Source organism: Pseudomonas sp. IT-P44 (assembly GCF_949768225.1).
GTDB classification, from domain to species: Bacteria; Pseudomonadota; Gammaproteobacteria; order Pseudomonadales; family Pseudomonadaceae; genus Aquipseudomonas; species Aquipseudomonas migulae.
Genome location: NZ_CATKQM010000035.1, coordinates 189,346 through 208,346 on the forward strand (window position 1 = coordinate 189,346; position 19,001 = coordinate 208,346).

Annotated in this window: 17 protein-coding genes; 14 read left to right on the forward strand and 3 right to left on the reverse strand. The window is 60.3% G+C overall.

The features are described from left to right. Positions 1–865: 865 nt before the first annotated feature. The 14 genes from ACM6IO_RS19035 (at position 866) to ACM6IO_RS19100 (ending at position 16,741) form a co-directional block, all read left to right on the forward strand. A complete protein-coding gene (locus tag ACM6IO_RS19035) occupies positions 866–2,488 on the forward strand; it encodes a methyl-accepting chemotaxis protein (protein WP_414912026.1) in 1,623 nt (540 codons plus the stop codon). After that, on the forward strand, positions 2,488–3,024 hold the full coding sequence (locus ACM6IO_RS19040) for a chemotaxis protein CheW (protein ID WP_414912027.1): 537 nt from the start codon (positions 2,488–2,490) through the stop codon (positions 3,022–3,024). Before ACM6IO_RS19035 ends, ACM6IO_RS19040 begins: the two co-directional genes overlap by 1 nt. After that, a complete protein-coding gene (locus ACM6IO_RS19045; RefSeq protein ID WP_414912028.1) occupies positions 3,021–4,289 on the forward strand; it encodes a CheR family methyltransferase in 1,269 nt (422 codons plus the stop codon). The genes ACM6IO_RS19040 and ACM6IO_RS19045 overlap by 4 nt, the downstream gene beginning before the upstream one ends. Further along, a complete protein-coding gene (locus ACM6IO_RS19050; protein ID WP_414912029.1) occupies positions 4,286–4,969 on the forward strand; it encodes a chemotaxis protein CheW in 684 nt (227 codons plus the stop codon). Before ACM6IO_RS19045 ends, ACM6IO_RS19050 begins: the two co-directional genes overlap by 4 nt. Next, positions 4,966–7,254 (forward strand): hybrid sensor histidine kinase/response regulator, encoded by a 2,289-nt coding sequence (locus ACM6IO_RS19055; protein ID WP_414912030.1) that lies wholly within the window; start codon positions 4,966–4,968, stop codon positions 7,252–7,254. Before ACM6IO_RS19050 ends, ACM6IO_RS19055 begins: the two co-directional genes overlap by 4 nt. Next, the gene (locus tag ACM6IO_RS19060; protein ID WP_192228477.1) at positions 7,251–8,261 is read left to right on the forward strand and encodes a chemotaxis response regulator protein-glutamate methylesterase; all 1,011 of its coding nucleotides are present in this window, start codon (positions 7,251–7,253) and stop codon (positions 8,259–8,261) included. The genes ACM6IO_RS19055 and ACM6IO_RS19060 overlap by 4 nt, the downstream gene beginning before the upstream one ends. Positions 8,262–8,309: 48 nt before the next feature. After that, a complete protein-coding gene (locus tag ACM6IO_RS19065; protein WP_008043779.1) occupies positions 8,310–9,311 on the forward strand; it encodes a response regulator in 1,002 nt (333 codons plus the stop codon). Positions 9,312–9,835: 524 nt separating this feature from the next. Further along, positions 9,836–10,931 (forward strand): peptide chain release factor 2 gene (gene prfB / locus ACM6IO_RS19070; protein ID WP_192228479.1). Its coding sequence is split into 2 segments (ribosomal slippage): positions 9,836–9,907 and positions 9,909–10,931, totalling 1,095 coding nucleotides; the frame shifts between segments, so codons are not numbered across the junction. Positions 10,932–11,015: 84 nt separating this feature from the next. Continuing rightward, positions 11,016–12,518 (forward strand): lysine--tRNA ligase, encoded by a 1,503-nt coding sequence (gene lysS, locus ACM6IO_RS19075; RefSeq protein WP_008034198.1) that lies wholly within the window; start codon positions 11,016–11,018, stop codon positions 12,516–12,518. Between the two features lie 102 nt (positions 12,519–12,620). Next, the gene (locus ACM6IO_RS19080) at positions 12,621–13,337 is read left to right on the forward strand and encodes a TetR/AcrR family transcriptional regulator (RefSeq protein WP_008034197.1); all 717 of its coding nucleotides are present in this window, start codon (positions 12,621–12,623) and stop codon (positions 13,335–13,337) included. Positions 13,338–13,489: 152 nt separating this feature from the next. Continuing rightward, positions 13,490–14,044 carry a hypothetical protein gene (locus ACM6IO_RS19085; RefSeq protein WP_008034193.1) on the forward strand — a complete coding sequence of 185 codons (555 nt, stop codon included), beginning with the start codon at positions 13,490–13,492 and terminating at the stop codon, positions 14,042–14,044. 63 nt (positions 14,045–14,107) lie between these two features. Next, the gene (locus ACM6IO_RS19090) at positions 14,108–15,358 is read left to right on the forward strand and encodes a flavohemoglobin expression-modulating QEGLA motif protein (RefSeq protein ID WP_177318173.1); all 1,251 of its coding nucleotides are present in this window, start codon (positions 14,108–14,110) and stop codon (positions 15,356–15,358) included. Positions 15,359–15,500: 142 nt separating this feature from the next. Beyond that, positions 15,501–16,415, forward strand: coding sequence for an alpha/beta hydrolase (locus ACM6IO_RS19095; protein ID WP_223413560.1), 915 nt, complete (start codon positions 15,501–15,503; stop codon positions 16,413–16,415). Further along, positions 16,412–16,741 carry a hypothetical protein gene (locus tag ACM6IO_RS19100; protein ID WP_008039335.1) on the forward strand — a complete coding sequence of 110 codons (330 nt, stop codon included), beginning with the start codon at positions 16,412–16,414 and terminating at the stop codon, positions 16,739–16,741. Before ACM6IO_RS19095 ends, ACM6IO_RS19100 begins: the two co-directional genes overlap by 4 nt. 189 nt (positions 16,742–16,930) lie before the next feature. Here the strand turns inward: ACM6IO_RS19100 and ACM6IO_RS19105 are convergent, their stop codons facing one another. The 3 genes from ACM6IO_RS19105 to ACM6IO_RS19115 form a co-directional block, all read right to left on the reverse strand. Continuing rightward, positions 16,931–17,719: an OmpA family protein gene (locus ACM6IO_RS19105; protein WP_414912031.1), complete on the reverse strand. Its 789-nt coding sequence runs from the start codon at positions 17,717–17,719 to the stop codon at positions 16,931–16,933. A gap of 48 nt (positions 17,720–17,767) precedes the next feature. Continuing rightward, on the reverse strand, positions 17,768–18,181 hold the full coding sequence (locus ACM6IO_RS19110; RefSeq protein WP_414912032.1) for a DUF4398 domain-containing protein: 414 nt from the start codon (positions 18,179–18,181) through the stop codon (positions 17,768–17,770). Between the two features lie 364 nt (positions 18,182–18,545). After that, on the reverse strand, positions 18,546–18,890 hold the full coding sequence (locus tag ACM6IO_RS19115; protein ID WP_008024664.1) for a hypothetical protein: 345 nt from the start codon (positions 18,888–18,890) through the stop codon (positions 18,546–18,548). Positions 18,891–19,001 lie beyond the last annotated feature (111 nt).

Here is a 19,001-nt window from a genome sequence, read left to right on the forward strand (position 1 = left end):
ACTCCATAATTCAACGATCACGTCGTGGGGGCCAGGCGCGAGGGTTTTATTGACAATGAGGTTGAAGGCTCCGTGGTCGTTTATCAGGCCCTCCGCACTCAACGCCTCTAATGTGTGTGCGTCTCTAATCTGGACGCGATGCCTAGCATGTCCACCTACTTGCAGGGTTGGTCGGTTGCCAACTTCAGCTCCCCACTTTGGTTCAGTGATATACGGTGGAGACACTAGCGGGGACTCTGATCGTTCAACAGTGTCCCTCCCGTTGTCTTCCGATACAGAAATGTCTTGTGATCCACCAGGCTCGCTTTCATATTTCGACATGATTCTTCCCCTTCGTTTACCGCTGGCTGTTGAATGACTACCTACGGTCCTTCTACGCCGGACGCCGGGCGAAACCTACCTGTTAAAAATGACAGTTTCGACGAGCGGTAATACCGTTCCTTCCAATTCCTTTTCGCGTGGTCGATGTCTCAGTCAGTGGCTGTCACGCTGGGTATTGTTGCCCCAACGCCCTCGACGGATGTCATGGCCAGCGATCTGCAACCCAACGCCTACAGCGAGTTTCGGCGTGGTTGTGACGATGATGAATTGTAGGAGCCGGCTTGCTGGCGATGAGGCCCTAAAATCCTGGCCCGCCCTCAAGGCCGCCATCGCCGGCAAGCCAGCTCCTACAAGGGAACTGCGGTGCGCACAGCATGCATGCCCGACGCCGATCCCCTGTAGGAGCCGGCTTGCTGGCGATAGCCTTTTCAGCCCCGCCACATCCTCATTCGCCGAGATGTGAACCGCCGCGCATCCGTCTTATAAATGAAACACCGCCCTCGGCTATACTGCGCAGCATTTGAAATGGCCCCGAGGACTGACTGTGAAGAACTGGACGTTGCGCCAACGCATTTTGGCGAGCTTTGCGGTAATTATCGCCATCATGTTGCTGATGGTCGTCGTCTCGTATTCCCGGCTGTTGAAGATCGAGGCCAGCGAAGTCAGCGTTCGTGACGACGCGCTCCCCGGGGTGTATTACAGCTCGATGATTCGTGGCGCCTGGGTCGACAGCTATCTCCAGACCCAGGAAATGCTGGGCTTGAAGGAAGGGCAGGGCATCAGTGCCGAGGACGCCGCAGACTTCAAGAATTTTGAAGCGCGCGTGCTGGACGCGATGAATAGCTATCGCGCCACCGTCACCACGGATGAAGACAAGCTCGAATTCGCAGCCTTCGAAAAATTCCATGAGAATTACGGCAAGATCCTGGCCGCAGTGCTCGACTTGCATAAGCGCAATCAGGAAGCCGAGGCCATCAAGTTGTTCAATGAACAACTGACCCCGACCTGGACGGCGGGGCGCATGAAGCTCAATGACATTCTGCGCGAAAACAAAGCCGTGGCGGATCAGGACATGGCCTACATTGATGATGCAGTGCTCACCGCCAAAATCATAATGGGCATTTCCCTGCTGGTGGCGGTATTGGCCGCCGGTCTCTGCGGCCTGCTGCTGATGCGCGCGATCATGGCGCCCATGAACCGCATCGTGCAGATCCTCGAAGTCATGCGTACCGGCGACCTCAGCGGCCGCTTGAACCTGGAGCGCAAAGACGAATTCGGCGCCGTGGAAACCGGCTTCAACGACATGATGGCCGAACTCACTTCGTTGGTGTCTCAGGCGCAGCGCTCGTCGGTGCAGGTCACCACGTCCGTGACCGAAATCGCCGCCACCTCCAAACAGCAGCAAGCCACCGCTACTGAAACCGCCGCCACCACCACCGAAATCGGTGCCACTTCCCGTGAAATCGCCGCCACCTCGCGTGACCTGGTGCGGACCATGACCGAAGTCTCCACCGCTGCCGATCAGGCCTCGGTGGCTGCCGGTTCCGGGCAGCAAGGGCTGGCGCGAATGGAAGAGACCATGCACTCGGTGATGGGCGCCGCGGATCTGGTCAACGCCAAACTGGCGATCCTCAACGAGAAGGCCGGCAACATCAATCAAGTGGTGGTGACCATCGTCAAGGTCGCGGACCAGACCAACCTGCTGTCGCTGAACGCTGCCATCGAAGCCGAGAAGGCCGGTGAATACGGTCGTGGATTTGCTGTGGTTGCCACCGAAGTGCGGCGCCTGGCGGACCAGACCGCCGTGGCCACGTACGACATCGAGCAGATGGTGCGCGAGATCCAGTCGGCGGTGTCGGCCGGGGTCATGGGCATGGACAAGTTCTCTGAAGAAGTGCGTCGCGGCATGTCCGAGGTGCAGCAGGTCGGCGAGCAGCTGTCGCAGATCATCCATCAGGTTCAGGCGCTGGCGCCGCGGGTGTTGATGGTCAACGAAGGCATGCAGGCCCAGGCCACCGGCGCCGAGCAGATCAACCATGCACTGGTGCAGTTGGGCGATGCCAGCAGCCAGACCGTCGAGTCCTTGCGTCAAGCCAGTTTTGCCATCGACGAACTGAGCCAGGTGGCCGTCGGGCTGCGCGGCGGCGTTTCGCGATTTAAAGTCTGATGAGCGAACTCACGGCCAAACGCACCGCCGTGAAGCCGGCGATGCATGCTTTGTTTCTGGTGTTTCGCATCGGCAGCGAGCGCTATGCCTTGCAAGCGATCGAGGTGGCGGAAGTGCTGCCGCGCCTGCCATTGAAGCCGATACCCCGCGCGCCGGACTGGGTCGCCGGGGTGTTCGCCTATCGCGGCGCGGTAGTGCCGGTGATCGACCTCAGTGCGCTGACCTTTGGCGAACCGGCCCAGGCGCGCACCAGCACGCGCCTGGTGCTGGTCAATTACCGTGCGGATGAAACCGCCGAGGCGCAATTGCTCGGGCTGATCCTGGAGCAAGCCACCGACACGCTGCGCTGCAATCCGGCGGATTTTCAGCCGTATGGCCTGGATAATCGCCAGGCGCCGTACCTCGGACCGGTGCGTGAAGACGAGCAAGGTTTGCTGCAATGGGTGCGCGTCGCCGATCTGCTGGACGAGCAAGTTCGGGCGCTGCTGTTTCCGTCACCCCCGCTGGACCTGGCGCAGCTTGAGGTGCAGCCATGAGCAGCGATCAACGGTTTTTCGATTTCCTAAAAGAGCGCATCGGCCTCGACGTCACCTCGGTGGGCCCGGCGATCATCGAACGAGCGGTGCGCCAGCGCAGCACGGCGTCCAGCGCGCTGACGGCCGATGAGTATTGGCACACCTTGCAGGGCTCGCAGGATGAGCAGCAAGCGCTGATCGAAGCGGTGATCGTTCCCGAAACCTGGTTTTTCCGTTACCCGGAATCCTTCGCCGCCCTGGCAAAACTGGCGGCCAAACGACTGGCTGACATCAACAACATGCGCGCATTGCGGATTCTCAGCCTGCCGTGTTCCACAGGTGAAGAACCCTATTCCATTGCCATGGCCTTGCTCGATGCCGGGTTCAAACCGCATCAGTTCAAAGTCGAAGGCATGGACGTCAGCCCGCTGTCTGTGGAAAAAGCCAGGCGCGCGCAGTACGGCAAGAATTCGTTTCGCGGCCAGGACATCGCGTTTCGCGAGCGGCATTTCACCGCCGAGGACGAGTCCTATCGCCTCAGCGAGCGCGTGCTGGAACAGGTGCGTTTACAGGTCGGCAATCTGCTGGATCCGTCGTTGCTGGCCAACGAATCGCCTTATGACTTCGTGTTCTGCCGCAACCTGCTGATCTATTTCGATCAGCCGACGCAACAACAAGTGTTCGAAGTGCTCAAGCGCCTGACCCATGTCGAGGGTGTGCTGTTTATCGGCCCGGCCGAGGGCAGTTTGCTGGGGCGCTTGGGCATGCGTTCGATTGGTATTCCACAGTCATTTGCGTTCAGTCGCCAGAGCGCGCCAGAGCCCGAGCCTTTTGCGGCCTTCGTGCCGACGCCGTTGCCAGTGCGCCAACCGGTGCGCAGCGTCACACCGGCGCCGGTACGCCTGCGGCCCTTCGCAACGGTGACGCCGCTGCCGGTGGCGGCAAAAGCCGCCAGTCCCGACGCCGCTACGTTGCTGGCAAACATCGCCGCACTGGCCAATGAAGGCAAAAGCGCCGAAGCCCGAGCCGCGTGCGAAAGTTATTTGCGCAGCCATGAACCGGTAGCCCAGGTGTTTTACTGGCTGGGGCTGCTCAGCGATGTCGCCGGCAGCGCGCTCGAAGCCCAGGGCTTTTATCGCAAGGCGTTGTACCTCGAACCGCAACATCCCGACGCGTTGATGCACCTGGCGGCCTTGCTGCAATCCCAGGGCGACACGGCGGGCGCCAAACGATTGCAGGACCGCGCCGCCCGCAGCGAGCGCGCAGACAGTGAGCGCAAACGATGAATGCCGCCGACAGCTTTAGCCTCACCCATGAAGATGCCCAGGCCATCGACGATTGCTGGAACCGTATCGGTATCCACGGCGACAAGTCCTGCCCGCTGCTGATCGAACACATTCATTGCCGCAATTGCGCGGTGTACTCGGCGGCCGCTACGCGTTTGCTCGACCGCTATGCGTTGCAACAGGAAGACCGCGGGCAAGTCTCGGTCGCGGTCGAAAGCGAGGTGAAAACCCGCTCGCTGCTAATGTTCCGCCTCGGCGAAGAATGGTTAGGCCTGGCCACTCGCAGCCTGGTGGAAGTGGCGCCGCTGCAAGCGATTCATTCCCTGCCGCACCAGCGCTCCCGGGCTTTGCTCGGCGTGGCGAATGTGCGCGGCGCGCTGGTGGCGTGCCTGTCGCTGGTGGAGCTGCTCGGGCTCGACGGCGTGAGCAGCGTGGCGCCTGGTGCGCGCGTGATGCCGCGCATGCTGATCATCGCGGGCCACGGCGGGCCGGTGGTGGTGCCAGTGGACGAAGTCGACGGGATCCATGCCATCGACGAGCGCCTCCTTGAGGCCGCATCGCGTTCCGGTGCGCAAGCCAGCGCCAAATACACCCGTGGCGTATTGCAATTCAAAGGTCGCAGCCTGCGTTGGCTGGATGAAGAACAGCTGCTGTCCGCCGTGACCCGGAGCCTCACATGACCCCCGAGCAAATGCGCGACGCCTCTTTGCTGGAACTGTTCAGCCTCGAAGCCGAGGCCCAGACCCTGGTGTTGAGCACGGGGCTGCTGGCGCTTGAACGCGATCCGACCCAGGCCGATTACCTTGAATCGTGCATGCGCGCGGCTCACTCGCTCAAAGGCGCGGCGCGAATTGTCGGCGTCGATGCCGGCGTCAGCGTTGCCCATGTGATGGAAGATTACCTGGTCAGCGCCCAGGAAGGCCGGTTGTATCTGCGGCCCGAGCACATTGATGCCTTGCTGCAGGGCACCGATTTGCTGATGCGCATCGCGACGCCGAACAACGCACCGGCGCCTGCGGATATCGAAGCGTATGTCGTCTTGATGGGACGGCTGCTTGTTCACATGGCGACGGTTGCCCCCATCGCGCCGCCGATGGCAGAACTTCAGCTGGAGCCGCCGACGGCCACGGTTGAGTCGCCCATGCCGGCCGCCACGCAAGCCCCCTCGGCAGCTGCCGCCGAGCCCTCGCCCAAGACCAAACGCACCACCGAAAGTGGCGAGCGCGTATTGCGCGTTACGGCCGAGCGCTTGAACAGCCTGCTCGACCTGTCGAGCAAATCCCTGGTGGAAACCCTGCGGCTCAAACCGCACCTGGCCACCATGCAACGCCTCAAGCGCATGCAGAACAACGGCTTGCGGGCGCTGGAAAACCTCAATGTCCATCTCAAGGATCAAACCTTGAGCCTGGAAGCCCGGGAAGCCCTCGACGATGCGCGTCGGTTGCTGGCGGAGTCCCAGCAATTGCTGGTGGAAAAAAACGTCGAGCTGGACGAGTTCGCCTGGCAGGCCAGTCAACGCGCGCAAGTCCTGTACGACACCGCGCTGGCCTGTCGCATGCGGCCGTTTGCCGATGTGCTGAGCGGGCAAGTGCGCATGGTCCGCGACTTGGGGCGCAGCCTCGGTAAACAGGTGCGGCTGGAGATCGAGGGCGAGAAAACCCAGGTCGATCGCGACGTCCTGGAAAAACTCGAAGCGCCGCTGACGCATCTGCTGCGCAACGCCGTCGACCACGGCATCGAATCCCCGGAGCAACGGCTACTGGCCGGTAAACCGGAAGAAGGTGTGATCCGCCTGCGCGCCTCGCATCAGGCCGGTCTGCTGATGCTGGAACTGAGCGATGACGGCAACGGCGTCGACCTGGAAAAGGTCCGCCGCAGCATCATCGAACGTCAGTTGTCCCCGGCCGACACCGCCGCGCAGTTGAGCGAAGAGGAGTTGCTGACGTTCCTGTTCCTGCCGGGTTTCAGCCTGCGCGACGCGGTCACTGAAGTGTCCGGACGTGGCGTCGGCCTCGACGCGGTTCAGCACATGGTCCGCCAGTTGCGCGGCGCGGTGGTGCTGGAGCAGACGGCGGGCGAGGGCAGCCGCTTCCATCTTGAAGTGCCGCTGACCCTGTCGGTGGTGCGCAGCCTGGTGGTGGAGGTCGGCGAAGAGGCGTATGCGTTTCCGCTGGCCCACATCGAGCGCATGTGCGACCTGGAGCCGGCGGACATCGTGCAGGTCGAAGGCCGTCAGCATTTCTGGTACGAAGGCCGGCATGTCGGATTGGTTGCGGCCAGCCAATTGCTTCAGCGTCCGGCGAGCACCAACAGTCAGCAAACCCTCAAGGTCGTGGTCATCCGCGAGCGCGATGCGATCTACGGTGTGGCGGTCGAGCGGTTTGTCGGCGAGCGCACGCTGGTGGTCTTGCCGCTGGACGAGCGTCTGGGCAAAGTGCAGGACATTTCCGCAGGCGCGCTGCTCGACGACGGTTCGGTGGTGCTGATCGTCGATGTCGAAGACATGTTGCGGTCGGTGGACAAACTGCTCAATACCGGGCGTCTGGAGCGGATTGCCCGTCACAGCAATCAGGCGGCCGAAGCCGCGCGCAAACGGGTTCTGGTGGTCGACGATTCGCTGACCGTCCGCGAGTTGCAACGCAAACTGTTGCTCAATCGCGGCTACGACGTGGCCGTGGCGGTGGACGGCATGGATGGCTGGAATGCCCTGCGTTCCGAGGATTTCGATCTGCTGATCACCGACATCGATATGCCGCGCATGGACGGTATCGAACTGGTGTCATTGTTGCGCCGGGACAACCGCCTGCAATCGCTGCCGGTGATGGTGGTGTCCTACAAGGATCGCGAAGAAGACCGTCGTCGTGGACTGGACGCCGGGGCCGACTATTATCTAGCCAAAGCCAGTTTTCACGACGACGCCCTGCTTGATGCAGTGGTTGAGCTCATAGGAGGAGCGCGGGCATGAAAATCGCAATCGTCAACGACATGCCCATGGCGGTGGAGGCCCTGCGTCGCGCCTTAGCGTTTGAGCCGGAGCATCAAGTGATCTGGGTCGCCAGCAACGGCGCCGAGGCCGTGCAGCGTTGCGTGGAAAACACCCCGGACCTGATCCTGATGGACCTGATCATGCCGGTGATGGATGGCGTCGAGGCGACGCGGCGAATCATGGCCGAGACGCCGTGTGCCATCGTGATCGTCACGGTTGACCGCCAGCAGAACGTGCACCGGGTGTTCGAGGCCATGGGCCACGGCGCTCTGGATGTGGTCGATACGCCGGCAATCGGTGCCGGCAATGCCCAGGAAGCAGCGGCGCCGTTACTGCGCAAAATCCTCAACATCGGTTGGATTATCGGCGACAAAGGCAATCGCGTGCGCCCCGCGCCGGGCCCGTTGCGCCACTCAGGTTCCCGGCAAAAACTGATCGCCATCGGTTCCTCCGCAGGTGGGCCGGCAGCCCTGGAAATACTGCTCAAGGGGCTGCCGATAAATTTTTCCGCCGCCATTGTGCTGGTGCAGCATGTTGACCAGGTGTTCGCCGCCGGCATGGCCGAGTGGCTCAGCGGCGCCAGCGGCCTGAATGTGCGCCTGGCCCAGGAAGGCGAGCCACCGCAGGCGGGCACCGTGCTGCTGGCCGGCACCAACCACCATATTCGTTTATTGAAAAACGGCACGCTGGCGTACACCGCCGAGCCGGTCAACGAGATCTATCGGCCCTCGATCGATGTGTTTTTCGAGAGTGTGGCCAGTTACTGGAATGGCGATGCCGTAGGGGTTTTATTGACCGGCATGGGACGCGATGGCGCGCAGGGGCTTAAACTCATGCGCCAACAGGGTTACCTGACCATCGCTCAGGACCAACAAAGCAGCGCGGTGTATGGCATGCCGAAAGCGGCAGCGGCCATCGACGCCGCTGTAGAAATTCGCCCGCTGGAAAAGATAGCGCCACGATTGCTGGAGATTTTTGCCAAATGACTATGCTCAGCAGCAATCCTGGCCCAGGCAGTACTCAGGTGACCGCACATGAATGACTTACAGCTCGACGGCTTCAAAACCGACGAAAATGCCGCCATGGTGTTGTTGGTGGATGATCAGGCCATGATCGGCGAAGCGGTGCGCCGCGGGTTGTCGAATGAAGAAAACATCGACTTCCACTTCTGCGCCGACCCGCATCAGGCGATTGCGCAGGCGATCCGGATCAAGCCGACGGTGATCCTCCAGGACCTGGTCATGCCCGGTCTCGACGGCCTGAGCCTGGTGCGCGAATACCGCAATCACCCGGCCACCAAGGACATTCCGATCATCGTGCTGTCGACCAAGGAAGACCCGCTGATCAAAAGCGCGGCATTCGCGGCCGGGGCCAATGATTACCTGGTCAAACTGCCGGACAACATCGAGCTGGTGGCGCGCATCCGCTATCACTCGCGTTCCTACATGACCCTGCTGCAGCGCGACGCGGCGTACCGCGCGTTGCGGGTCAGCCAGCAGCAATTGCTCGACACCAACCTGGTGCTGCAACGCCTGATGAACTCGGACGGCCTGACCGGTTTGTCGAACCGTCGTCACTTCGACGAGTACCTGGAACTGGAATGGCGACGTTCGTTGCGCGACCAGAGCCAATTGTCGTTGCTGATGATCGATGTGGACTACTTCAAGTCCTACAACGACAACTTTGGCCACCTCGAAGGCGACGAAGCCCTGCGCAAAGTCGCCACGGCCATCCGCGACGCCAGCGCCCGACCTTCTGACTTGCCGGCCCGTTATGGCGGCGAAGAATTCGCGCTGGTCCTGCCCAATACATCACCGGGCGGTGCGCGACTGGTGGCGGAAAAACTGCGCCAGACTGTGGCGGCACTGAAAATCCCGCACATTTCACCGAGCGAAGGCTCAAGCCTGACCATCAGCATCGGCCTGTCGACCATGACCCCGCAACCGGGCGCCGATTGCCGTCAATTGATCTCGGCGGCGGACAAGGGGCTGTATCTGGCGAAGAACAATGGGCGCAATCAGGTGGGTATCGAGTAACAGGGACTTCATCTCCTACAGGGGCACGTACGCTTTTGATTCCCACCACTCATCAGGCCGAGCGTTAGCTCGCCTTCCGCTTTTGATCTGAGCGCCCCCTCGAGAGGCCGAGCGCAGGTTTTGCGCAGTGGGCAACCCGGCATGGATGCCGGGTTAGCCGCCCCCGGCCATGGATGGCCGATGGCGGCGGGCCCACGGAGCAGGACCGGAGCGAGGGCATGCCGAGCCATGGCGAGGCACCGAACGAAAGGGGCAAGAGCCCTTGGTTACTTGGGGCTCTTCCAAGTGACTCGCCGTAAGGGCGAAACTGATAGCCGCCGTTACCGCAGAAACGGATATGTACACCCGAGAGAAAATGGTCGGTTAACAGTCCGCCATCGCCAGCAAGCCGGCTCCTACAGTTGATCGGTGTACGGCCGCTCCGAAAACGCATCGGGCCTTTTCGGCCAAGCGGGCTGCCGTTTCCGGCCGTTTGCCGTTATACTCGCCGGCTTTCAAAAGTTCGCCAACGAGTGCTGCCCGCCATGGAAATCAACCCGATCCTTAACAGTATCAAGGACCTGTCCGAGCGCTCCGAAACTATTCGGGGGTATCTTTGACTACGATCAAAAGCATGAGCGTCTGACCGAAGTCAATCGCGAGCTTGAAGATCCGTCTGTCTGGAACAACCCGTCGTACGCTCAGGAACTGGGCCGCGAGCGGTCCATGTTGGCGCAGATCGTCGAAACCCTCGACGAAATGCACGCCGGCCTGGCCGACGCCAAAGACCTGCTGCTGATGTCCGCAGAAGAAGAAGACCAGGCCGCCGTCGATGACGTCGCCGCCGAAGTCGAACGCCTGCGCGAATCGCTGGAAAAACTCGAATTCCGTCGCATGTTCAGCGGTGAAATGGACGCCAACAACGCCTACCTGGACATCCAGGCCGGCTCCGGCGGCACCGAGGCCCAGGACTGGGCCAACATCCTGCTGCGCATGTACCTGCGCTGGGCTGACAAACGCGGTTTCGACGCGACCATCATGGAACTGTCGGCCGGTGAAGTCGCCGGTATCAAGGGCGCCACCGTGCACATCAAGGGCGAATACGCCTTCGGCTGGCTGCGTACCGAAATCGGCGTGCACCGCCTGGTGCGCAAGAGCCCGTTCGACTCCGGCAACCGTCGCCACACCTCGTTCTCGGCCGTGTTCGTGTCGCCGGAAATCGATGACAACATCGAAATCGACATCAACCCGTCGGACCTGCGCATCGACACCTACCGCTCCTCCGGTGCCGGTGGTCAGCACGTAAACACCACCGACTCGGCCGTACGTATCACCCACGTACCGTCCAACACCGTGGTCAGCTGCCAGAACGAACGCTCCCAGCACGCCAACAAAGACACCGCGATGAAAATGTTGCGGGCGCGCTTGTACGAGCAGGAAGTGCAGAAACGCAACGCCGCCTCGCAGGCCCTGGAAGACACCAAGTCGGACATCGGCTGGGGTCACCAGATTCGCTCCTACGTACTCGATGCGTCGCGAATCAAGGATTTGCGCACTAACATCGAACGCAGCGACTGCGACAAGGTGCTCGACGGCGACATCGACGAATACCTGGTAGCGAGCCTGAAACAAGGCCTGTAACGCCGCCCCCCCTGTAGGAGCCGGCTTGCCGGCGATCCCCGGCCCCACGCCGGGGACAACGAACCTGATGGAATATTTAAAGACATGAGCGACCTAGAACTCGACCCGCAAGCCCTGCAACAGGAAGAAAACTCCCTGATCGCCCTGCGCAAGGAAAAGCTGGCTGCCGAGCGCGCCAAGGGCAATGCCTTCCCGAACGACTTCCGCCGCGAAAACTACTGCGAAGACTTGCAGAAACAGTACGTGGACAAGACCAAGGAAGAGCTCGCAGAGGCTGCAATCCCGGTCAAGGTTGCCGGTCGCATCATGCTCAACCGTGGCTCGTTCATGGTGATCCAGGACATGACCGGTCGCATCCAGGTCTACGTCAACCGCAAGACCCTGTCTGAAGAAACCCTGGCCGCGGTGAAAACCTGGGACATGGGCGACATCATTGCCGCCGAAGGCACCCTGGCCCGCTCCGGCAAGGGCGACCTGTACGTTGAAATGACCAGCGTGCGCCTGCTGACCAAATCCCTGCGCCCGCTGCCGGACAAGCACCACGGCCTGACCGACACCGAACAGCGCTATCGTCAGCGTTACGTTGACCTGATCGTCAACGAAGACGTGCGCCAGACCTTCCGCGTGCGTTCGCAAGTCATCGCCCACATCCGCAGCTTCCTGATGCAGCGTGACTTCCTGGAAGTGGAAACGCCGATGCTGCAAACCATTCCAGGCGGCGCAGCGGCCAAGCCGTTCGAAACGCACCACAACGCGCTGGACATGGAAATGTTCCTGCGTATCGCGCCTGAGCTGTACCTCAAGCGTCTGGTGGTTGGCGGTTTCGAGAAAGTGTTCGAGATCAACCGCAACTTCCGTAACGAAGGCGTTTCGACTCGTCACAACCCTGAATTCACCATGTTGGAGTTCTACCAGGCTTACGCCGACTACGAAGACAACATGGACCTGACCGAGGAACTGTTCCGCGAGCTGGCGCAGCTGGTTCTGGGCAGCACCGACGTGCCTTACGGCGACAAGGTGTTCCACTTCGGCGAACCGTTCGTGCGTTTGTCGGTGTTCGATTCGATCCTCAAGTACAACCCTGAGCTGACTGCCGATGATCTGAATGACATCGACAAGGCCCGCGCCATCGCCAAGAAAGCCGGCGCCAAGGTGCTGGGCTTCGAAGGCCTGGGCAAATTGCAGGTGATGATTTTCGAAGAGCTGGTCGAGCACAAGCTGGAGCAGCCGCACTTCATTACCCAGTACCCGTTCGAAGTGTCGCCGCTGGCCCGTCGCAACGACGACAACCCGAACGTCACCGACCGTTTCGAATTGTTCATCGGTGGCCGTGAAATCGCCAACGCCTACTCCGAGTTGAACGACGCGGAAGACCAGGCCGAGCGCTTCATGGCGCAGGTGGCCGACAAGGACGCCGGCGACGACGAAGCCATGCACTACGACGCCGACTTCGTTCGCGCGCTGGAGTACGGCATGCCGCCAACGGCCGGTGAAGGCATCGGCATCGACCGTCTGGTGATGCTGCTGACCAACTCCCCGTCGATCCGCGACGTGATCCTGTTCCCGCACATGCGGCCGCAAGCGTAAATGTTTCAATTAAAAAGCCGCCTATAACAGGCGGCTTTTTATTGCCTGTCTGGTACAAACGTATCAATTGGTTACTTTTGAAATGAGAGAGGAATTCCTGTCGTGAACCGTGCAATGGCTCAAGAAGGTGCAGCGGGTATCGCCACTGCGGTCGCTGAAAGTGTTCAGTACCAGGGCCGCAAGGCCAGCCGTCAGGGCAGCGAGCAGCGTCGACAGGACATTCTCGATGCGGCCATGCGCATTGTCGTGCGCGATGGCGTGCGGGCCGTGCGTCACCGTGCGGTTGCTGCAGAAGCGGGTGTGCCACTGTCGGCCACCACTTACTATTTCAAGGACATCGATGACTTGCTCACCGATACCTTTGCCCAATACGTGGAGCGCAGCGCGGCGTTCATGGCCAAGTTGTGGGTGAACAATGAAGGGCTGCTGCGCGAGATGGTCGTCAGCGGCGACGGCAGCCCCGAGTCGCGCTCGCAACTGGCGGACGACATCGCACGGTTGATGGCGGACTATGTTCACCGGCAACTGATCAACCGTCGCGAACACCTGATGGCCGAACAGGCGTTCCGTCAGGAAGCGCTGCTGAACCCCCGCCTGGCGGAGCTGGTGCGCTCGCACCAGCAGATTCTCCTGCAGGGTACGTGTCAGCTTTTCCAGGTTTTGGGTTCCCGTGAGCCACACCAGGATGCCAAAGTGTTGACGGCGATTATCGGACGGATGGAATATCAGGGGCTGCTCAACGACGCCGAGCCTGACGCCGAAGCTGAAATGCTCGGTATCCTGACCCGCTACATGCATTTGGTATTGGCGTCGGTGTGATCCTGCGATGAACCTGTAGGAGCGTGGCTTGCCCGCGAAGGCGATTTAACATTCAACAGATGATGTGTTGACTGACACATCGCCTTCGCGGGCAAGCCACGCTCCTACAGGGACAGTGAGCATTCGGGGACTGTGTTCATAGGGAGTATTGAATGAAAGCCTGGCGCGTCGTTGTGATCGCCTTGTCGATCCTGCTGCTCAGTGGCTGTCTGGTGACCTTCAGGGAGCCATTGCCCACGAGCGACCCCGCGCCCAAAGGATTACTCGGCAAATGGACCAGCACCAATGCCTGGGGCGAGCCGCTGAACCTGGAGCTGACGCGCATCGGCGACAATCGCTATCAGGCGGTCAGCTACTTCAAGGCCAAACCCAAGGAACGCGAAGCCTATCCCTTCACCGTCTCGCGCCATGGCAACCGTTGGTACCTGTCGGCAAAAGTCCCGGCGCAGTTTGGCGGACATTTCACCATTGCCGGTTTCGAACTCACCGACAAGCACGAACTGGTGGTCTACAACCTCGACCTCGAGCAGATCAACCAGGCCCTGGGGCAAAAAGTCCTCAGCGGCGAAGGTTTCCAGACCGACGACGGTGACGGCGTGCTGATCAACACACGCATGGACCAAGTCTTCGCTTACCTCGACGATCCGGCCAACTCCGATGTCTTCGTCGAAGCCGTGCGCTATCAGCGCCTGGCCAAAGCCAAATAAACCCAGCACATAACGGTTTTTCTACAGGAGTTTCGGGTGGACGATTACCAGCAGACGATACGCATGTTGTCCGATCGCATTGTGCTGGCGCAGACGCCGATTCGCGTCCTGGATGCGGTGAAGTGGGACGACAGCATCCGCAAGGGTTTCCTCAAGGCCAAGGGCAAGGAAATGCCGGCGGTGGACCGTGATTACTACCTGAACCGGCCGCTGTCCTTCGACTCCAGCAAAGTGAAACTGGAATTCCAGAACATCGAGCGCGACATCACCCGTCAGCTTGGCCAGTTCAACCCGGTCGGCCAGATCATGCGGCGCATGTGCAAGGAATACCGGATGGTGGTGCGCATGCTTGAAGCGCGCGGCACCGAGGATTTCGGCCTGATTTCCCAGGAGTTGTATGGCGCGGCATCCGATGCGTTTCACGCCGGTGACCCGACCCTGTCCGACCTCGGCCTGATGCTCTCCGATTATTTGAACAACATCGATGGTCGTGGTGACCTGAAGGACGAGCCGAAAATCCTCACCGCCAAGGACGCCGTGCATTTGTTGCAGACCCGGCTGAGCAAAGTGTTTGGCGAGGCCGAGGAAACCATTCGGGTGTTCGAGTCCGACGGCATCGTCGCCGATGCGGCGGCCGGCGCCGACTACATCAAGATCCGCACCGACGCGATGTTCAACGAGCGTGACGTGCGTGCGCTGGAAGTCCACGAAGGGCTGGTGCATGTCGGCACTACGCTCAATGGTCTGAACCAGCCGATCTGCACCTTCCTGTCCAAGGGGCCACCGTCGTCGACGGTGACCCAGGAAGGTTTGGCGATCCTGATGGAAATCATCACCTTCGCCTCTTATCCGAGTCGCCTGCGCAAGCTGACCAACCGTACCCGCGCCATTCACATGGTGGAGGAGGGCGCGGACTTCCTGCAGATCTTCGAGTTCTTCCGTGAGCAGGGCTTTGAAATGGCGGAAAGCTACGGCAACGCCAGTCGGGTTTTCCGTGGTTCGGTGCCGAATGGTCTGCCATTTACCAAAGACTTGTCCTACCTCAAGGGCTTTATCATGGTTTACAACTACATTCAGTTGGCCGTGCGTAAAGGCAAGCTTGAGCAAGTGCCGCTGCTGTTTTGCGGCAAGACTACGCTGGAAGACATGCGCACCTTGCGCCAGTTGGTCGATGAAGGCCTGGTGGTGCCGCCGAAATATCTGCCGGAACAGTTCCGCGACATGAACGCGCTGTCGGCGTGGATGTGCTTCTCCAACTTCCTGAACCACCTGAGCCTGGACCGGATCGAAGCGGATTACTCCAACATCCTCTAATCACCGCATACCTTGTAGGAGCGAGGCTTGCCCGCGAAGGCGTTGTGTCAGTCAACATGCCTGTTGAATGTTATACCGCCTTCGCGGGCAAGCCTCGCTCCTACAGGACTTGCTATCAATCCTAAAAGCGAGGTTTCAACGGATGAGAATCCTCGGCATCCTCTTCCTGCTTCTAACCCTCGGCGGTTGTAGCTCTTTGCTGTTCTACCCCGAGCCCGGACAGTTGTTCACCCCGGAAAAAGCCAAACTCGAATACCGCGACGTCACCCTCACCACGGCCGATGGCCTCAAGCTGCACGGCTGGTGGCTGCCGGCGAAAAAAGGCGTCGAAGTCAAAGGCACGGTGCTGCACCTGCACGGCAACGGCGGCAATCTGCCGATGCATCTGGGCGGCAGCTGGTGGTTGCCGGAGGAAGGCTATCAAGTGTTGCTGATCGATTATCGCGGTTACGGTTTGTCCGAAGGCGAACCGAGTTTGCCGGCGATTTATCAGGACATCGACGCCGCGTTCAAATGGCTCGACCAGGCGCCGGAGGTCAAAGGCAAACCGTTGATCCTGCTCGGGCAAAGTCTGGGCGGCTCAATGGCCGTGCATTACCTGGTTCAGCATCCCGAACGCCAGAAACAACTCAAGGCCTTCGTCCTCGATGGCGTGCCCGCCAGTTATCGCAGCATCGGCCAATTCGCCCTGAGCAATTCCTGGCTGACGTGGGCGTTCCAGGTGCCGCTTTCGTGGCTGGTGCCGGACGGTGACAGCGCGATCCACTCGATGGCGCAGCTCAACGGCGTGCCGAAACTGATCTATCACAGCATCGACGATCCGATCGTGCCCCTTTCCAACGGCATCCGTCTGTATCAAGCTGCGCCGCCGCCGCGAGTGCTGCAACTGACCCGTGGTGGTCATGTGCAGACGTTCGCCGACCCGGTCTGGCGCAAGGTCATGCTGCGATACCTCGATGACCCGCAGCATTTCAACGGCCTGCGCCGCTTGGGTGAAATCCCCAACTACCCGGCACCCCCGAATTCAGAAGATGAACCACCAGAGAGTCCGCAATGAGTGAAGAACGTAACGCCATCCCGCTGATCATCACCGGTATCTGCAGCATCCTCGGCACCGTCGGGGCCTTGTGGTACTACGGTTACCTGCACTTCGCCAAACCCGAAGATGCGCTGCTGCTCAGCGACTTCACCATGCTCAAGACCGTGCCGGGCGAAGACTACAAAGTCTCCCTGGAACCGGCTCCACAAGTGGCCCAGTGCATCGATGGCGTGCTGGTGATGTTCGACACCGAACAGAAAGGCCTGACCGGCGTATTGGTCAACAACAAGAAAAAAGCCGTGCGCTGTATGGGCCAGGAAACCCCGCAGAAGCTGGAGCAGTAACTGTAACGCGGTTAAATCACACAGACCGCGTTGCCTTCATCGCCAGCAAGCCGGCTCCTACAGGTTTGTGTTGATCCTGTAGGAGCCGGCTTGCTGGCGATGGACGCGACGCGGTGTTCTGCCAAACCGCGAAAACAAAAAGCCCCGCCTGATCAGATCAGGCGGGGCTTTTGCGTTCAGGCATGAAGCTTAGTTGGCACTCACCGCCGAACGCGGGATCACCGGCTGGTTGTCGTTGGAAATGGTCACTTCTACACGGCGGTTCATGGCACGACCCGAAGCGTCGCCGTTTTCAGCAACCGGGTATTCCTTGCCATAACCCTGGGCAACGATGCGGGCAGGATCAACGCCCATTTTCACCAGTGCCATGCGCACGGAACCGGCGCGACGCTCGGACAGCGACTGGTTGTGCGACGCCGTGCCGGTGCTGTCGGTGTAGCCTTCGACGATCACCTTGCGGTCGGGGTTTTCCTGAAGGAACTGCGCCAGTTTGTTGATGTTCGCCAGGCCGCTGGATTTCAGGTCGGCACGGTCGGTTGCGAACAACACATCACCAAAGGTTACCAGCGTACCGCGATCGGTCTGCTTGGCGTTCAGGCTGTCCTGCAACTGTTTGATCTGCGCGTCGCGAGCATCCAGACGGGCCTGGGCGCGCTGTGCGGCAGCATTCTTCAGATTGGCTTCAGCGGTGCGCAGGGCGATGGTTTGCTTCGCCACTTCAACACGCTGATTGGTCAGATAGGCCAGTTGATCGACCTCGTTCGTGTCTCGTTTGTCCAGATAAGCCTTGTCGGCCTTGTCCAGATAATCGCTGGCGTCCTTGGTTTCCAATGCCGCGACTTTGCTCGCCTGCGGGTTGGCTTGCAGGCCGCTGTAGTTGGTGCGGGCCTGTTCAAGGTTCGCATTAGGCGGCGTCGAGCAGGCAGCCAGTGCAACGCTTGCGGCCAGCAGGGCAGGGATCATCAATTGATTGCGCATGTGGGTATCGTCCTTTTAAGTCGAGTAAGAAGTACGTCGTGGCGGCGCTTATTGCACGGTGCGCCGGCTTTCCTGACGCAGTTCCTGAACCCCTATCCGAGAGTCCTTCACCGCCTGTTCGGCTTTGATCGCCTGGGCTTTGCGTTCGGCGACGCGCGCGTCCCACTCGGCCTGTTCAGCGAGCACTCGGGCTTCGTCGTACTTTTTGTCGTGCATCGCGATTTCGGCTTGTTTGAGCTTGTCCTGGGCGGACTTCATCTCAACCGCCGAGAATTCGGTGCCGCCCGCGCTGACGGCGCTGTTCACGGCTGATTGGGTCACGGCGTATTGCTCAGTCGGCGGGTTACCGGCGCAACCAGCCAGAACGAAGCTGCTGCCGATGGCCAGGGCGGCCAGTTTCAGGCTGCGCAGGGAGGTGGAAGCGGGCTTGGCAGTGTTGATCTTCATGGTCTTCAACTCCATTGGAATAACTCCTGAAAAACTGAACATCCATCCTGGGCAAGGAGCCGCAACCATCAATTTTCGAAGCGTTTTGAAACGGCCGTCCCAGGCGTGGTTACTGGTTACGACCCGAGGCATTTTTTAAAAGTTCAGAGAATATGGCCTGTCGCCCGAAAAAACTTTGACCGAACGGACAAGGCTCTAAATCGGGAACTTTAGCGATAGGAGGGGGTATTCCAAGGGCGGAAACACGCAATTGTTGAAGGGGACTGCAATCCAATGTGGGAGCGGGCTTGCTCGCGAAAGCGGTTTAACAGTCGACATTGAAGTTGACTGTCACACCGCCTTCGCGAGCAAGCCCGCTCCCACAGGGGATGTGGTGAACTCAGTGCTTCTGCTTGTCCTCACCAGACGACAAATCATGCAAATGCCGCCGGGATAACGCGAGAAAACGCGGGGTCGGGCCGATGTCTTCGTACAGTGGATCGCCTTCTTCGTCGGTGGCCACGATGGTCGAGCCTTTCACGTACGGGAAGCTCTTTTCCAGCTCCTCGAGCGCCGCGCCGATCAACTCGCCGAGCAGTTCTTCAGGGTGCCGCTTGGGGTACATCTCGATGATCGCCGCCAAGCGCGCGGCGGCCTCCACATCCAGATGAATCGAGTAGCCGGTGTCGGTCAGGCGACCCTTGGCGTTTTCTTCCCAATGATGGGCAAGCTCGCGGATTTTCATAAAAACCTCATGGCACGCCTGCTCATGGCAGGCCGGGTAAGTGTCCGGCCATGGCCGGCGAAAGCCGTTGTGCGGCTTACTCTTCAGACTAGCTTGCGTGCCCGGGGTTTA

Excerpts from the sequence above, each read along its gene's own strand:
- ACM6IO_RS19040 (WP_414912027.1), top strand. The coding sequence starts at position 2,488 with ATGAGCGAACTCACGGCCAAACGCACCGCCGTGAAGCCGGCGATGCAT.
- ACM6IO_RS19045 (WP_414912028.1), top strand. The coding sequence starts at position 3,021 with ATGAGCAGCGATCAACGGTTTTTCGATTTCCTAAAAGAGCGCATCGGC.
- ACM6IO_RS19050 (WP_414912029.1), top strand. The coding sequence starts at position 4,286 with ATGAATGCCGCCGACAGCTTTAGCCTCACCCATGAAGATGCCCAGGCC.
- ACM6IO_RS19055 (WP_414912030.1), top strand. The coding sequence starts at position 4,966 with ATGACCCCCGAGCAAATGCGCGACGCCTCTTTGCTGGAACTGTTCAGC.
- ACM6IO_RS19060 (WP_192228477.1), top strand. The coding sequence starts at position 7,251 with ATGAAAATCGCAATCGTCAACGACATGCCCATGGCGGTGGAGGCCCTG.
- ACM6IO_RS19065 (WP_008043779.1), top strand. The coding sequence starts at position 8,310 with ATGAATGACTTACAGCTCGACGGCTTCAAAACCGACGAAAATGCCGCC.
- lysS (WP_008034198.1), top strand. The coding sequence starts at position 11,016 with ATGAGCGACCTAGAACTCGACCCGCAAGCCCTGCAACAGGAAGAAAAC.
- ACM6IO_RS19085 (WP_008034193.1), top strand. The coding sequence starts at position 13,490 with ATGAAAGCCTGGCGCGTCGTTGTGATCGCCTTGTCGATCCTGCTGCTC.
- ACM6IO_RS19090 (WP_177318173.1), top strand. The coding sequence starts at position 14,108 with ATGTTGTCCGATCGCATTGTGCTGGCGCAGACGCCGATTCGCGTCCTG.
- ACM6IO_RS19095 (WP_223413560.1), top strand. The coding sequence starts at position 15,501 with ATGAGAATCCTCGGCATCCTCTTCCTGCTTCTAACCCTCGGCGGTTGT.
- ACM6IO_RS19100 (WP_008039335.1), top strand. The coding sequence starts at position 16,412 with ATGAGTGAAGAACGTAACGCCATCCCGCTGATCATCACCGGTATCTGC.
- ACM6IO_RS19105 (WP_414912031.1), bottom strand. The coding sequence starts at position 17,719 with ATGCGCAATCAATTGATGATCCCTGCCCTGCTGGCCGCAAGCGTTGCA.
- ACM6IO_RS19110 (WP_414912032.1), bottom strand. The coding sequence starts at position 18,181 with ATGGAGTTGAAGACCATGAAGATCAACACTGCCAAGCCCGCTTCCACC.
- ACM6IO_RS19115 (WP_008024664.1), bottom strand. The coding sequence starts at position 18,890 with ATGAAAATCCGCGAGCTTGCCCATCATTGGGAAGAAAACGCCAAGGGT.